We start from the raw sequence: 13,178 nt of genomic DNA, 5'->3' as shown, positions 1-13,178 counted from the left end.
GGACCTCGTGGGGACGCTGCTCGACCTGGTCGAGCCCGGAGCGTGGACTGTGCGGTGGCGCGACGGGGTGTCGGTCGTGCGTGCCGGGTGGGCGCTGCGATGGCGAGAGCACCCGCCGCTCGGGCCGTGGCTCGCCTACAGGCTGTTCGAACGGAAGCTGTCGGCGCAGCACAGGGCGTGGACGATGGACGACCTGCTCGGGAGGTTCTTCCTGGTCCGGCGAGGCGTCTCGGCGCTCGCGGTCGTCTTCACGACGTTCCTCGTCCTGTCTGCGGTCTTCCCGGTGCTCGCTCCACGGATCTTTGCGAACCCGACGGGCTTCGTCTCCGTCTACGGGGCGATGGTCTTCGGTCTCGCGCTGCTGCCGCCAGGCCCCGGAGTCCGGCGCACCTGGCGGCGACACGTCGGGACACAGATCCCAGTGGAGCTCCGGCCGCGATCGGAACTGCAGGCGACCGAGCCGGACCTGACCGGCAGCAGTCTCGTGGTGCACACGGAGCTGCGGGGCGACGAGAGCAGCACGATCGAAGGGGGCGAGAGACGTGGATGACCTGGTCGACGACGATTCGCGAGGCGGTGTCTCCCGGCTCGACCTCCGTCAACGCCGCGTCGATCGCTCCGCCCGCATCTGGCTGCGTGCCTACCCTCGCCGGTGGCGGTCCTCGTACGGCGAGGACCTCGTCGGGACGCTGCTCGACCTCGCCGGGCCGGACGCTCGGACCGTTCGGCTGCGCGACGGGCTGTCGGTGCTCTGGGCCGGGTGGTCGCTGCGGCTGCGCGAGCACCCGCCGCTGCTGCCGTGGTTGGGATACAGGTTCTTCGAGATGAGGTTGGCCCAGCGCTACAGGGCGTGGGTCGCAGACGACGTGCTCGGACGTCTGTTCGCCGTCCGGTCGGTACTGATCTACACAGCATGTCTCGCACTGCTCTACGTCGGCTGGGCGTTGTTGTTCTCAGACCCGGTGCCGTCGCTGCAGGGTGATCCATGGTTCTACGCCATGGTCTGGGGTGCGCCTGCTCTCAGCTCACTGCTCTACCCGCGGTTCATTCCACGCCGGATCTGGCGACGGCAGGTCAGTGCCTGGGTCCCGCCCGAGCTCCGCCCGCGGTCGAGCCCCGGAGATCCGGCGCGAGAGCTGGCGGAGTACCGTGCAGCCTCGATGCAGAGACAGGCTGGGCCGGCAGGTAGACCAGAGGCGTCGCATGGCTGAGCCGCGCCGCACGTCGTTGCTCGAGCGCAGTGCTGGGTTGTGGTCCCGGGCCTACCCGCGTCGCTGGCGGTTCGCGTACGGCGAGGACCTTGTGGGCACCTTGGTCGACCTAGCCGGGCCTGACGCGGCGACGGTCCGACTCCGTGACGGCCTCTCGGTACTCCGCGCCGGCTGGTCGCTGCGGCTGCGGGAGCACCCGCCCCTGCTGCCGTGGCTGGCATACAGGCTGTTCGAGAGGCGCCTGCCTGCGCGGTACCGGTCTTGGGTGATGGACGACCTGCTGGGCTGGTCCTATGCCGCGCGGGGCATGGCTGTGGGGCTGATGGTGGTCGTCGGCGGCATCGCCCTGGTCGGCGTGCTCTTCCCGGCCGTGCGTCAGCTGATCCCTCCTGACCCTGTCGTCTTCCTGGCGATCGTGAGCGGCCCTCTGGTGGTGCAGATGTTGTTCGGAGCTCGGTACTGGGCACGCAAGGCCTGGCGCAGGCATGTCGGCGGGTGGGTCCCACCCGAGCTGAGGCGGCGGTCGGAGCGGTTGGATGCGCAGACCGAGCTCGCCCTGTACCGCGCGTCTCTGCGTCAGGGACGCGGCGGATGGTCTATCGGTGGAGGTGCGACCCGTGGGTGAGGGTTCTTCCAACGGCTCGGGTGGCGGTCGTCTCGAGCGTTCCGCACGCCTGTGGCTGCGCGCCTACCCGCGCCGCTGGCGCTACGCCTACGGCGAGGACCTTGTGGGCACCCTCGTCGACCTTGCCGGGCCTGACGCGGCGACGGTCCGGCTCCGAGACGGGTTCTCGGTGCTCTGGGCCGGGTGGTCGCTGCGGCTGCGGGAGCACCCGCCTCTGCTGCCGTGGCTGCGATACAGGATCGTCGAGAGCGACCTCCCGGAGCAGTACAGGGTCTGGATGATCGACGACCTGCTGGGTCGCCTGCACGCAGCTCGGTGGTACGCGGGGTACATGGTGATCCTTGCCCTCATCTTCTCGGTGGTGTCCCTCGTGTCGAGGGATGCGCAGCTCGTCCTGACGGCGCTCAGCGCGTGGCCCGCCTACGTCCTCCTGGGAGTCGTGGGGACCGTGGTCGGGCCTCGCGTCAAGGCCCGCCAGGTCTGGCGCAAGCACGTGAGTGGGTGGGTCCCGCCCGAGCTGCGGCCGCGGTCGGAGCGGGCAGATGCCCTCCAGGAGCTGGAGCAGTTCCGGGCGTCGACGGGGTACGTGGGCGCACCGCACCGGATCCACGGAACCTGACGGCTGTCCTCGTGTGGCATCTTCCACACGAGCTCTAGGCAGCGAAGCCTTACCTGTCCAAGGTTAGGCATGCCATACTCGAAGCATGACGACGACAGCGACGACCGAGACCGTCACGAGCGCCGAGCCCGCGTACCGCGTCTTCGACGTCACGGTCTCCCGGGTGCAGCAGCTGAGCCCGTCCTTCGTCCGCATCACGTTCACGGGGCCTGACGCCGCTGCCTTCGGCACCGACGGTCTCGACCAGCGCATCAAGCTCGTCCTCCCCAACGAGGCCGGCCACCGCCCGGACGCCGCAGACTTCGAGGGTGACAGCTGGTACGCCGCGTGGCGCGAGCTGCCCGACGAGCTCCGCTGCCCGCTGCGCACCTACACGGTCCGCGCCGTCCGCCCGCACGTCGGGCTCGGTGAGATCGACATCGACCTCGTCGTCCACGTCTCCGAGGACGGCCACGACGGGCCCGCCGCCCGCTGGCTCCAGACGGCCGAGGTCGGCACGCCCTGTGTCCTCATCGGCCCGAACGCCCGCTACGACGGACCGCCGTCCGGCATCGAGTGGGCACCGCCCGCCTCCGCGAGCACGCTGCTGCTCGCCGGCGACGAGACTGCGGCCCCCGCCATCTGCTCTATCCTCGAGTCGCTCGCCCCCGGCACGCAGGCGCACGCCTTCGTCGAGGTCCCGCTCGAGGCCGACGCGCTGCCGCTCGACCTGGCCGAGGGCGTCTCGATCACGTGGCTGCCGCGCAGCCGACGCGGCGCCGCGCCGGTCGAGCACGGCAGCCTCCTCGACCGCGCCGTCCGCTCCCACATGCAGCTCTGCGCCGCCAAGCAGGCTGCCGGGCTGTGCGACATGTCGTGCCACGAGGTGCCGATCGAGCGCATCACCCTCCCGGCCCGCCCCGCGGCGGCCGAGCTGGACGACGTGGACGTCGACCAGAACATCCTGTGGGAGGTGCCGACGGTCGAAGACTCGGCGCGCCCGCTCACCGACTGCTACGCCTGGATCGCCGGCGAGGCAGGCGTCATCAAGCTGCTCCGCCGCCACCTGGTGAGCGACCTCGGCATCGACCGCCGCTCCGTGGCCTTCATGGGCTACTGGCGCCGCGGCAAGGCCGAGGGCTGACCTGAGCGGTCGTGACCGCACCTGAACTCTCGGCGGCTCCGGCCCCCGATCCTGCCCTGACTGCCGAGATCGTGCGCGGGACGCGGCTCGCTGTCCAGCAGCTCCACGACGAGCACCCCGGACCGTTCTGCGTCTACGCGCTCGCCACCAGCGGTGAGGCGCTCCGGCCGTATCTCATCGTCACCCCGGACGACGCGACCCGGTGGGACCTGCCGGACAGCCCTTTCGCCGTCTACGGAGACGAGCACCTCGCTGGGCTCGAGGAGCTCTTCACGGCGCGTGGCGATCTCTTCGACATGTCTGCAGAGCAGGCCCAGGCAGAGTACGACCTCCGACTGGCATCGATGGAGGCGGCCCTCCGAGCCCTAGACGCCGACGGTCTCTTCGGGGCGGGGGACGCCCGGGCAGATGTTCTGCTCCTCGTGACGACGATGCCGCCGGACGAGACCGGTGCGGAGAGCGCGCGACGTCTCAACCCGGCCAGCCCGCTCCTGGCAGCTTGGCTAGACGAGGCCGCGGAGGTCGGGTCGGCCGAGCGCTGACCCCGAGGGGCAGCAGCCTCGGAGATCAGCGGGGTGCCGGTGAAGCCCTTGCGACGCCCGTCGCGAGACGCGCGCACGCCCGCGCGCAGCCTCGCGATAAACTGTCCGCGAAGCACTCAGAGGACCGCCTGGCCGTCTCTCGGCCGGGGCCTCGCGCGCTTCCGCCCTCACGCCCTCGCGTGACCAGAACCGAGCACTAGGAGCCCCCGTGGGACGCGTAGTCGTCGACGTCATGCCCAAGCCCGAGATCCTCGACCCGCAGGGGAAGGCCGTCGCCAACGCCCTGCCGCGCCTCGGTCTCACAGGCTTCACCAGCGTGCGCCAGGGCAAGCGCTTCGAGCTCGAGGTCGACGGGCCGGTGACCGACGAGGTCCTCGCCGCCGCCCGCGAGGCCGCAGCCACGGTGCTCTCCAACCCGATCATCGAAGACGTCGTGGCCGTCGTCGACGCCGCGAGCCTCGACGCCGTCCAGGGCGCCCAGGCATGAGCGACGTCCTCACCGGCGCGCGCATCGGCGTCATCACCTTCCCCGGCACGCTCGACGACCGCGACGCGGCCCGCGCGGTCCGCATCGCCGGTGGCACCGCGGTCCCGCTGTGGCACGCCGACGCCGACCTCCACGGGGTCGACGCCGTGGTCCTGCCGGGCGGCTTCTCCTACGGGGACTACCTGCGTGCCGGGGCGATCTCGCGCTTCGCGCCCGTCATGGACGTCCTCGTCGACGCCGCGAACGGCGGCCTGCCCGTCCTCGGCATCTGCAACGGCTTCCAGATCCTCACCGAGTCGCACCTGCTGCCCGGCTCGATGATCAAGAACGAGTCGCTGTCCTTCCTGTGCCGCGAGCAGCGCCTCACGGTCGAGAACGCCGACACCGCCTGGACGCGCGGCTTCCGCGCCGGCCAGGAGATCACCATCCCGCTCAAGAACCAGGACGGGCAGTTCGTCGCCGACGAGCACACCCTCGACGAGCTCGAGGGCGAAGGCCGCGTCGTCTTCCGCTACGCCGGTGAGAACCCCAACGGCTCGCGGCGCGGGATCGCCGGGATCACGAACGCTGCGGGCAACGTCGTCGGGCTCATGCCGCACCCCGAGCACGCCGTCGAGGTGGGCTTCGGGACGGCCGCCGAGGCTGGCCCTCGCGCCGGGACCGACGGGCTCACCTTCTTCACCTCGGTGCTCGGGACCCTCGTCACCGCCTGACGTAGCGGGACGATCAGCACCACCAGCACCTCAGCACGACAGACGTGGCCCCAGCCGGATTCCGGCTGGGGCCACGTCTCTCGTGGCGGTCCGTCCGCGACGGCCGGACGGCTGCCTCTCACGCCTGGAGCGCGATCTCCACGTCCTCGATGAGGTCCTGCACGTCTTCGAGCCCGACGCTCAGGCGCACCGTCGTCTCCGCGATGCCCACGGCAGCGCGTCCCTCCGGGCCGATCCTGCGGTGCGTGGTCGTCGCGGGGTGCGTGATGAGCGACTTCGCGTCGCCGAGGTTGTTCGAGATGTCGATGACCTCGAGGGCGTCGAGGAAGGCGAAGGTGCGCTTCTTGGCCGACTCCGGGTCGGTGCCCTCGGGGACCGCGAGGTCGAAGGTGACGACGGTCCCGCCGCCGGTCTGCTGCTTCCGGGCGAGCTCGTGCTGCGGGTGCGACGGCAGGAACGGGTAGCGGACCCGGGTGATCCCCGGCAGCGTCTCGAGGTGCTCGGCGACCCGCAGCGCTGCGGCGGTCTGCGCGGCGACACGGATCGGCAAGGTCTCGAGTCCCTTGAGCAGCACCCAGGCGTTGAAAGGGCTGAGCGAGGGTCCAGTGTTCCTGATGAACTTCTGGACAGGTCCCTCGATGTACTCCTTCGACCCGAGGATCGCCCCGCCGAGCACACGGCCCTGCCCGTCGATGTGCTTGGTCGCCGAGTACACCACGACGTCGGCGCCGAGCTCGAAGGGCTTCTGCAGGATCGGCGTCGCGAAGACGTTGTCGAGGACGACGACAGCGCCGGCGGCGTGCGCGAGCTCGCAGACGCGCTCGACGTCGACGATGTCCTGCATCGGGTTGGACGGGGTCTCGAAGAAGACGACGTCGGCCGGGGTGGCCAGGGCCGCCTCCCACTGCTCGGTCTCGTGGCCGTCGACGTAGTCCACGGTGACTCCCCAGTCGGCGAAGATCTCGTCGAAGATCACCACGGTCGAGCCGAAGAGCGCGCGGGCCGAGACGATACGGGACCCGGACTTCACGAGGGCCGCGAGGGAGGTGAAGACTGCGGACATGCCTGTCGCCGTCGCGTAGCAGGCCTCGGCGCCGTCGAGGAGCCGCAGACGCTCCTCGAACATGTGGACCGTCGGGTTGCCGTAGCGGGAGTAGATGAAGCGGTCGGTCTCGCCCTTGAAGGCCGCCTCGGCGTCGGCGGCCTGCGCGTAGACGTAGCCCTGGGTGAGGTAGATCGGCTCAGAGGTCTCCTGGAACTCGGAGCGGACCTGGCCACCGCGGACAGCAGCGGTCGCGGCACGGACAGTGCGCGGAGGTCGGGTCGGGTCGGATGACGGGACGGTCGGTGCGGTCGCGGCCGAAGCGCCGGCCGGGGCGTCAGGGGTGGTCGACATCCTCGTTCACTCCCCAGCGGTGTAGGTGGTGCTCGGCAGGCCGCGCAGGCGCCAGCCGTTGACGGTCCGCCCGCCGGAGAGGTCCGTGTCGCCCTCGAAACCTTCGAGCACGTTGTACGACGGACCGAAGCCGGCTGCCGTCGCGTCGACAGCCGCACCGATCGACCGGTTGCCCGAGCGGCACAGGAAGATCACCGGGCGGCCGTCGCCGGGTGTGAGGCCAGCCTCGGCCAGCTGGTCGAGGAAGCGCGGGTTGGGGCCGAAGGCCGTCGCCCACTCGGTGAAGACGACCTCGCGGTCACCATCGAGCGGGGAGAGGTCGGGGACGCCGATCTGCTGCCACTCGCCGACTGTGCGCACGTCGACGAGGACGGCGTCGGGGGTGGTCTCGAGCAGGTCCCAGGCCTGCTGCGGGGTGAGGTCGCCTGCGTAGCTCATGTCATGCCTCCATCGGTCCGTGGCGGTAGCACCCTCGCCCCGACGTCGAGCTCGTCGGAGGGGTTGCTGCGGCGTCGTCGTGCCAGGTCACTCAGCCGCTCTGGATGGTTGTCCCTCTGAGCATCGCCCTCGACCCCCAGAATGAGACAGCCCGTCCAGCATGCAAGACAGACTGCGCTCGCTGATTGACACCCCCGAAAACCTCGCCAATCCTTGACGCAGGTCATGAGTGCCAGCGTGTAACCCCGGTTTGCTGGCCGGCAACCCTCCTCCGCGGTGGGGTGCCCCGGGTGACGACCTGGCCGGAACCAGATGGTCTCCGGCAAGCGCGGGAATCGGTCGAACCCAGGTGCGTCGATCCCCACCACGTCCTGGAGGATCTATGTCTGCCACCCCTGAAGCCCAGTCCTGCCTGCCTGTCGTCGGCTCGGACACCCTCGTCCCGCTCGTCGACGGCCGGACGGTCACCTACGCCAACCTCGACTGCGCAGCGAGTGCCCCCGCGCTCCAGGCCGTCGCCGACCGCGTCACACAGGTGCTGCCGCTCTACGCCTCCGTCCACCGCGGTGCTGGCTACCTCTCGCAGGTGTCGACGGCCCTCTACGAGGCCTCGCGCCAGACCATCGGCGCCTTCGTCGGTGCACGGCCCGACGACGTCACTGTCGTCACGCGCAACACGACAGACTCGCTCAACCTGCTCGCCGGCTGCGTCCCGGCCGACGCTGACGGCACGCCTGGCCGGGTGCTCGTCCTCGACGTCGAGCACCACGCCAACCTCCTCCCGTGGCAGCGGTCGGCCGGCGGTGCGACCGTGCTGCACGGCGCGGAGACCGTGGCCGAGACCCTCGAGGCGATCCGGGCCGAGCTCGCCCGGGCGCCCTACGCGCTGCTCGCGCTCACCGGCGCGTCGAACGTCACCGGCGAGCTGCTGCCTGTCGCCGACGTGGTCGCGATCGCCCACGAGGCGGGGACGCGCGTCGCGATCGACGGTGCTCAGCTGGTCCCGCACCGCCGCTTCTCGCTCGCCGAGACCGGGGTCGACTACATCTCCTACTCGGGCCACAAGACCTACGCGCCCTTCGGGTCGGGGGCCCTCGTGGGACGTCGCGACTGGCTCGACGCCGGGACGCCCTACCTCGCCGGTGGTGGAGCCGTCCGCCAGGTCGACCTCGACCAGGTGCAGTGGACGAACGCCCCGGCGCGGCACGAGGCCGGCTCGCCGAACGTCATCGGCGCCGTGGCCCTCGCCGCGGCCTGCGAGACCCTCGCGTCGCTGCCCGCGGGCACGCTCGAGGCGCACGAGGCCTACCTGCGCGAGCGCCTCGTGAGCGGTCTCGAGTCCATCCCGGGCGTCCAGGTGGTCCGGGCCTGGGCCGACGCGTCCGACCCTGTCGGCGTGGTGACCTTCTCGGTCGTCGGGCACGACCCGGGCCTCGTCGCCGCGTACCTCTCGGCCGAGCACGGTATCGGCGTCCGCGACGGTCGGTTCTGCGCCCACCCGCTCCTCGCCCGGCTCGGCTACGCCTCGGGCGCCGTGCGGGCTAGCGTCGGTGTCGGGACCACGCAGGAGGAGGTCGACCGTCTGGTCGCCGCTCTCGAGACCTACGTGACTGACGGCCCGACCGCTCGTTACGAGATCGTCGACGCCTGCTGGACCGTCGCTGACGACCCGCGTCCGCTGCCTGAGGGATCGGGTCTCTCGGGGCTCATCGCCACTGCCGCGGCCGGGTTCATCGCGGGGGCTGCTGGCTGCGGCCCCGTGCCGGAGCCGCAGGCCTCGGCTGCGCGTGCAGGATCGCTCGTCGACGCCTGAGCGCTGCCTGTCTGACCGTCACGATCTCACGGCTGCGTGCCGTGCTCGCCGCCGCGGGCGCTCCTGGAGCCCGCCCGGCACTCCGCCCCGGCTGGTCCACCCGGCCGGGGCGGAGCCGTGCCGGGGCCGGGCTCGGGCGTCCTAGCGGACTGGTCTTACTGGATCGAGATGCCCAGGTGTGCCGCGAGCAGCGGAGCGAGGTCGAGGAACTGGTCGGTGCTGACCGTCGTGCCCTTGAGGCCCGTGATGCCTGTCAGCTGACCGAGCTCCGCGCCGCGCAGGTCGGTCCGGGTCAGGGTCGCCCGGCTCAGGGTGAGCTGGGCGATGCGCGTCCCGACAAAGCTCATCCGGGTACCGCGCGCTGAGGAGAGGTCGAGCTCTCCGATGACGCAGTCGGTGAAGGTGACGTCCGCGAGGCGGGCCTCGCGGAGGTTGAGGTAGTCGATCTTGGTGCCGTGGAAGGCGACGCGCGACCACTGCGAGCCGTAGGCCTGGACGCCACCGAGGCGGCTCGCGCGGATCTGGGTGTCCTGCCAGTCGCCGCTCGAGATGTCGAGGGTCGCTGCGTTGACCGTGTCGAAGGAGCAGTCGCTCACCCGTGACGAGGCGAGCTCGGCGCCCGACAGGTCCGTCCCGGTGAAGCTGCACTCGATGATGCGGGAGTCGACGGCGTCGATGCCGCTCAGGTCGGTCCCGTCGAAAGTGAGGACCTCGACGTAGGCCTCTGGGCTGAAGGCTGTGGCGGTGCCGAGGGTGTCCGGTTCAGGCATGCGACCAGCCTCTCACGAGCGCCTGACAGCCGATGTGTCCGCGAGTCGGGGCCCTGGGGACGCTCGGTGATGCTGCGCCATCGAGACGCGCCGCGCTGGCCTAGTTCGGAGCCGGAGCCGGAGCCGGTGTCGCAGGAAGTAGGGCGTCGATCCTCTCGTTGATCCAGGCGAATGCACTCGTCAACCAGTCGAATCCTAGTCCGCTGGTCATGATCAAGGACAAAGAGGCAAGGATGAATAATGTCCACCAGGTCGATGTGTGCATCGCCCACCGATTGGTCCAGAAAGCAAACTTCCAGAGCCAGCGCGGTCGACTGCTGGAGTGCACGTACACCGCGGAGACTGAGCCCAGGCCAAGTGCGATGCAGGCTATGAGCAGGCCGAACGTGAATAGGGCTGCGAACATCTGGGTCACGATGACTCCGACGTGCACGCCATCGGCAGCGAAGATGGAGCCACCATTGCGTAGAGCTGTCGCCAGGGCGTCCAGAGCGTCTGCGTGGAGCGGGGGCTCAACGAGCCAGAGTGCTGAGAGGACTCCGGCGATCACTGCAAAATAGACGGCTGCGAGGCGCGCGGCGATGCCTCTGCCGTCCACTGCGCCGCGGCGCCACAGCACGGTGAAGGTGATAGTGACTACGACCGTGGCCAGGATTGAGAGTCCTGCCATCAGCCCCGCGATGAGGACTGCGTTTCTCACGTACGCGGTCACGATAGTCACGAGGATCACGAGGGCGACGAGGGCTGCCGCGAGTTCTTCATCGTTCGTCCTCGTCTTGGTGCTGCCGCCTGAAGGGAACTGTGCTCGAATTCTTGCGAAGACGTGCCAATCGGTCGTCGCGAGGGAGTGCGCCACTGCGCTGTTGAGGGAGACTCGACCGTGTCCGTGCCCCCCGAGCAACGGGGAGAATGCTAGGGCGATAGGGGTGCCGAGGAGGATGCCGACAATGGCAAAAGCCAGGCTTGTGCCGTCAAAGTTCTGCATCGGGACCCGCCCTGTTTGCCGGAGGTTTCTGGAGCCTGCCGACCAGGGCACCGAATACGGCCGTCAGGGACGTGGATCCTAAGAGGAAAACGATGTCCCAGAGGTGGTCGCGAAAGAAGGTAAGTAGCAACTTTCCTCTTCTGGGTCATGGGTGGCGGCTCGAGGGGTGGGGCTGGCCTCGGTCGTCGCGCTCTGGACGGAGAGATGGCGGATGGTGCGGTAAAACCGTAATCGGGATAGAGATCACGAAGCAGGACGAAGGTCATGGGTGAGAGATGAGTCGAGGGCCGGCTGGACTAGCTCGCCAACCCGGCTCGGTGACGGTGCGGGTCGCTCTTTTGCGCCCTTGTTCGTCGACGCCAGCGGCATCTGCAGTGTTTTCGCACTCGTTCAGGGGTATGGCTAGATCGCGGGCGACTGTCTGTCGGTGCCGTGTGTTCTCAAGCTGGCCGGGAACATCCGGTGGACCGACGCGGTTACCGTAGTGCTTGAACCTTCAACCAAGGAGTGCACGTGTACGACGTCGTCGTGATCGGGGCTGGTCAGGCAGGGCTGTCGGCCGCCCGCCACCTGCGACGGCGCGGGCTGGTGCCGGGCGTCGACATGGTCGTCCTCGACTCGGGTGACGGGCCCGGGGGAGCGTGGCGCGAGCGCTGGGACTCCCTGACGCTCGGTGCAGCGCACGGCATCCACGACCTGCCTGGCCTCCCGCTCGGCGACCCTGACCCGGCCGAGCCCGCGTCCGCCGTCGTCTCCAGGTACTACGGGGCGTACGAAGAGCGCTTCGGGCTCGACGTGGTCCGCCCTGTGCGGGTGCGCGACGTCAGGCCGCTCGTCGGAGAGGCAGGTGATGAGGTCGTCGAGGGCGGGACTGGCGAGGTCGACGACCGCGGTGTCGATCGGACGTCGCCCCTCGTCGTGACCTCCGACGCCGGTTCGTGGACCACCCGCACCGTCGTCAGTGCGACGGGCACGTGGACGCGTCCGCACTGGCCCGCCTACCCGGGGCGTGAGACCTTCCTCGGCAGGCAGCTGCACACCCACGACTTCGTGTCGGCCGAGGAGTTCCGCGGCAAGCACGTCGTGGTGGTCGGGGGAGGGGCCTCCGCGGTCCAGTTCTTGCTGCAGATCGCCGAGGTGACCACGACCACGTGGGCCACCCGGCGCCCGCCGGTCTTCGACGTCCGCAGCTTCGACCAGGAGTGGGGTCGCGACGTCGAGCGGCGGGTCGTCGAGCGGACCTCCGCCGGCCTGCAGACCCTGAGTGTCGTCGGCGCGACTGGGCTCGCTCTCACGCCCGTGTACCAGCAGGGCATCGACGACGGCGTGCTCGTCTCCCGGGGTATGTTCACGCGGATCACGCCGTCAGGTGTCGTGTTCGAGGACGGCGAGGTCCAGGCTGACGTCATCCTCTGGGCCACCGGCTTCAAACCTGCCGTGGACCACCTCGCGCCGCTGCGCCTGCGTGAGCCGAGCGGCGGCATCGCGACGGACGGCGTGCACGTCCCCCGTGACCACCGGGTGTTCTTGGCCGGGTACGGCGCCGGGGCCTCGACCATCGGTGCGACCCGGACGGGGCGGGCGGCGGCGCTCGCGGCCCTGGAGCGGGTGGGACGGCGGTAAGCCGCGCGAAGGTGCAGGGTTGTCGACCTCGCACTTGTGTAGTGCGATAAGCCGTGAACCTGGACGGAAACCCCTAATGGGCCTATCGTCGCAGGACGAGTTCTTCGGGCACATGACTGCCTCGCGGCGCACTGGTGCGCTGCGCAGGCGCGGACGGAGCGATGATGAAGAGACGATTTCTGACGATGCTGACGGTCTCGTCGGTGACGACTCCCTCGGGTAGCTACGGCTGCTTGTGAGACTGCGGTCCGCGACCGTCGCAGCAGCAGGCCTCCTGATGCTCAGCGCGTGCAGCCCAGCCCCGGTCGAGGGTGAGGAGGTCTCGTACTCCCCGCCAGCCTGGATGGCAGATGTGGTGGCGCAGGACGAGGAGTACATGAGTGCCATGACGACCTGCCTCGAAGACCGCGGGCAGACCGTCGTGGCCCACGGGGGCAAGGTGGGGATCGAGACTCTCTCGGACGAGGACGGCCAGACTCTTCCCGGTGTCTCTGAGCTCGCTGACGAGGCGTGGGGCGAGTGCTCTGCGCTCGTCCCAGAGCAGGCGTACATCTCTGACGACCGCGACCTCGAGTACGACAGGATGCTCGACACCGTCGAGTGCCTGGCGCACGAGGGCTATCCGCTCTCCGCGCCCCCCAGCAGAGAGGCGTGGGTCTCGGGGAGTGTGCAGTACTCGCCCTACGCAGAGCTGACCGAGACTGAGGACGGTGGCTCCTGGGCGGTCGAGACTGACGAGGTGCTCAGGCTGCTGGAGGTCTGCCCGGCCAGCAGCCAGAAGCTGATCCTGCTCGACTCCACGGATGCGGGGTGAGGTGTCCTCGACGGGACGG

General features: G+C 69.8%; 15 protein-coding genes and 2 riboswitches. Of the genes, 11 read left to right on the top strand and 4 right to left on the bottom strand.

From position 1 onward, the window contains the following. The first annotated feature begins 7 nt into the window (after nucleotides 1-7). The 8 genes from SANBI_RS17095 to purQ all read left to right on the top strand — a co-directional run bounded on the left by SANBI_RS17095 (nucleotide 8) and on the right by purQ (nucleotide 5,320). Nucleotides 8-550: a hypothetical protein gene (locus tag SANBI_RS17095; protein ID WP_319157204.1), complete on the top strand. Its 543-nt coding sequence runs from the start codon at nucleotides 8-10 to the stop codon at nucleotides 548-550. After that, entirely contained in the window at nucleotides 543-1,211 is a 669-nt protein-coding gene (locus SANBI_RS17090; RefSeq protein WP_319157202.1) for a hypothetical protein, read from the top strand. The genes SANBI_RS17095 and SANBI_RS17090 overlap by 8 nt, the downstream gene beginning before the upstream one ends. Beyond that, a complete protein-coding gene (locus tag SANBI_RS17085; RefSeq protein ID WP_319157200.1) occupies nucleotides 1,204-1,836 on the top strand; it encodes a hypothetical protein in 633 nt (210 codons plus the stop codon). The genes SANBI_RS17090 and SANBI_RS17085 overlap by 8 nt, the downstream gene beginning before the upstream one ends. After that, nucleotides 1,829-2,455 carry a hypothetical protein gene (locus SANBI_RS17080; protein ID WP_319157199.1) on the top strand — a complete coding sequence of 209 codons (627 nt, stop codon included), beginning with the start codon at nucleotides 1,829-1,831 and terminating at the stop codon, nucleotides 2,453-2,455. The genes SANBI_RS17085 and SANBI_RS17080 overlap by 8 nt, the downstream gene beginning before the upstream one ends. Before the next feature lie 85 nt (nucleotides 2,456-2,540). Beyond that, the gene (locus SANBI_RS17075; RefSeq protein ID WP_319157197.1) at nucleotides 2,541-3,578 is read left to right on the top strand and encodes a siderophore-interacting protein; all 1,038 of its coding nucleotides are present in this window, start codon (nucleotides 2,541-2,543) and stop codon (nucleotides 3,576-3,578) included. Between the two features lie 11 nt (nucleotides 3,579-3,589). After that, nucleotides 3,590-4,120, top strand: coding sequence for a DUF4303 domain-containing protein (locus SANBI_RS17070; protein ID WP_319157195.1), 531 nt, complete (start codon nucleotides 3,590-3,592; stop codon nucleotides 4,118-4,120). Between the two features lie 208 nt (nucleotides 4,121-4,328). After that, on the top strand, nucleotides 4,329-4,607 hold the full coding sequence (gene purS, locus SANBI_RS17065; RefSeq protein WP_179913698.1) for a phosphoribosylformylglycinamidine synthase subunit PurS: 279 nt from the start codon (nucleotides 4,329-4,331) through the stop codon (nucleotides 4,605-4,607). Continuing rightward, nucleotides 4,604-5,320 carry a phosphoribosylformylglycinamidine synthase subunit PurQ gene (gene purQ / locus SANBI_RS17060; RefSeq protein WP_319157192.1) on the top strand — a complete coding sequence of 239 codons (717 nt, stop codon included), beginning with the start codon at nucleotides 4,604-4,606 and terminating at the stop codon, nucleotides 5,318-5,320. Before purS ends, purQ begins: the two co-directional genes overlap by 4 nt. Before the next feature lie 118 nt (nucleotides 5,321-5,438). Here purQ and SANBI_RS17055 read toward each other — a convergent pair whose 3' ends face one another. Further along, complete coding sequence (locus tag SANBI_RS17055) at nucleotides 5,439-6,716, bottom strand: O-succinylhomoserine sulfhydrylase (RefSeq protein WP_319157190.1); 1,278 nt, start codon at nucleotides 6,714-6,716, stop codon at nucleotides 5,439-5,441. Nucleotides 6,717-6,722: 6 nt separating this feature from the next. After that, nucleotides 6,723-7,154 (bottom strand): rhodanese-like domain-containing protein, encoded by a 432-nt coding sequence (locus SANBI_RS17050; protein ID WP_056127333.1) that lies wholly within the window; start codon nucleotides 7,152-7,154, stop codon nucleotides 6,723-6,725. Between the two features lie 6 nt (nucleotides 7,155-7,160). After that, nucleotides 7,161-7,265: riboswitch (SAM riboswitch) on the bottom strand. 110 nt (nucleotides 7,266-7,375) lie between these two features. Then, nucleotides 7,376-7,489: riboswitch (SAM riboswitch) on the top strand. A gap of 47 nt (nucleotides 7,490-7,536) precedes the next feature. On the opposite strand from SANBI_RS17050, the gene SANBI_RS17045 reads away from it, so the two are divergent. Next, on the top strand, nucleotides 7,537-8,967 hold the full coding sequence (locus SANBI_RS17045; protein WP_319157187.1) for an aminotransferase class V-fold PLP-dependent enzyme: 1,431 nt from the start codon (nucleotides 7,537-7,539) through the stop codon (nucleotides 8,965-8,967). Nucleotides 8,968-9,122: 155 nt separating this feature from the next. On the opposite strand, the gene SANBI_RS17040 is transcribed toward SANBI_RS17045, so the two are convergent. Both SANBI_RS17040 and SANBI_RS17035 read right to left on the bottom strand, forming a co-directional pair. Next, the gene (locus tag SANBI_RS17040) at nucleotides 9,123-9,737 is read right to left on the bottom strand and encodes a pentapeptide repeat-containing protein (protein WP_319157185.1); all 615 of its coding nucleotides are present in this window, start codon (nucleotides 9,735-9,737) and stop codon (nucleotides 9,123-9,125) included. Nucleotides 9,738-9,837: 100 nt separating this feature from the next. Then, a complete protein-coding gene (locus SANBI_RS17035; RefSeq protein ID WP_319157184.1) occupies nucleotides 9,838-10,722 on the bottom strand; it encodes a hypothetical protein in 885 nt (294 codons plus the stop codon). A gap of 513 nt (nucleotides 10,723-11,235) precedes the next feature. Here SANBI_RS17035 and SANBI_RS17030 point away from each other — a divergent pair. Both SANBI_RS17030 and SANBI_RS17025 read left to right on the top strand, forming a co-directional pair. Then, nucleotides 11,236-12,345 (top strand): FAD-dependent oxidoreductase, encoded by a 1,110-nt coding sequence (locus SANBI_RS17030; RefSeq protein ID WP_319157182.1) that lies wholly within the window; start codon nucleotides 11,236-11,238, stop codon nucleotides 12,343-12,345. Between the two features lie 376 nt (nucleotides 12,346-12,721). Continuing rightward, nucleotides 12,722-13,159 (top strand): hypothetical protein, encoded by a 438-nt coding sequence (locus tag SANBI_RS17025; protein ID WP_319157180.1) that lies wholly within the window; start codon nucleotides 12,722-12,724, stop codon nucleotides 13,157-13,159. The last annotated feature ends 19 nt before the right edge of the window (nucleotides 13,160-13,178 follow it).

The sequence above is a fragment of the Sanguibacter biliveldensis genome, assembly GCF_033798665.1.
Lineage (GTDB): Bacteria > Actinomycetota > Actinomycetes > Actinomycetales > Cellulomonadaceae > Sanguibacter > Sanguibacter inulinus.
Note: the sequence above shows the minus strand (reverse complement) of the source record. Positions and strands in the feature narration are given on the sequence as shown.

What these genes read in the sequence shown, in the direction of transcription:
- SANBI_RS17025 (WP_319157180.1), top strand. Translation starts at nt 12,722, where the DNA reads ATGAGTGCCATGACGACCTGCCTCGAAGACCGCGGGCAGACCGTCGTG.
- SANBI_RS17055 (WP_319157190.1), bottom strand. Translation starts at nt 6,716, where the DNA reads ATGTCGACCACCCCTGACGCCCCGGCCGGCGCTTCGGCCGCGACCGCA.
- SANBI_RS17075 (WP_319157197.1), top strand. Translation starts at nt 2,541, where the DNA reads ATGACGACGACAGCGACGACCGAGACCGTCACGAGCGCCGAGCCCGCG.
- SANBI_RS17050 (WP_056127333.1), bottom strand. Translation starts at nt 7,154, where the DNA reads ATGAGCTACGCAGGCGACCTCACCCCGCAGCAGGCCTGGGACCTGCTC.
- SANBI_RS17040 (WP_319157185.1), bottom strand. Translation starts at nt 9,737, where the DNA reads ATGCCTGAACCGGACACCCTCGGCACCGCCACAGCCTTCAGCCCAGAG.
- purQ (WP_319157192.1), top strand. Translation starts at nt 4,604, where the DNA reads ATGAGCGACGTCCTCACCGGCGCGCGCATCGGCGTCATCACCTTCCCC.
- SANBI_RS17035 (WP_319157184.1), bottom strand. Translation starts at nt 10,722, where the DNA reads ATGCAGAACTTTGACGGCACAAGCCTGGCTTTTGCCATTGTCGGCATC.
- SANBI_RS17085 (WP_319157200.1), top strand. Translation starts at nt 1,204, where the DNA reads ATGGCTGAGCCGCGCCGCACGTCGTTGCTCGAGCGCAGTGCTGGGTTG.
- SANBI_RS17045 (WP_319157187.1), top strand. Translation starts at nt 7,537, where the DNA reads ATGTCTGCCACCCCTGAAGCCCAGTCCTGCCTGCCTGTCGTCGGCTCG.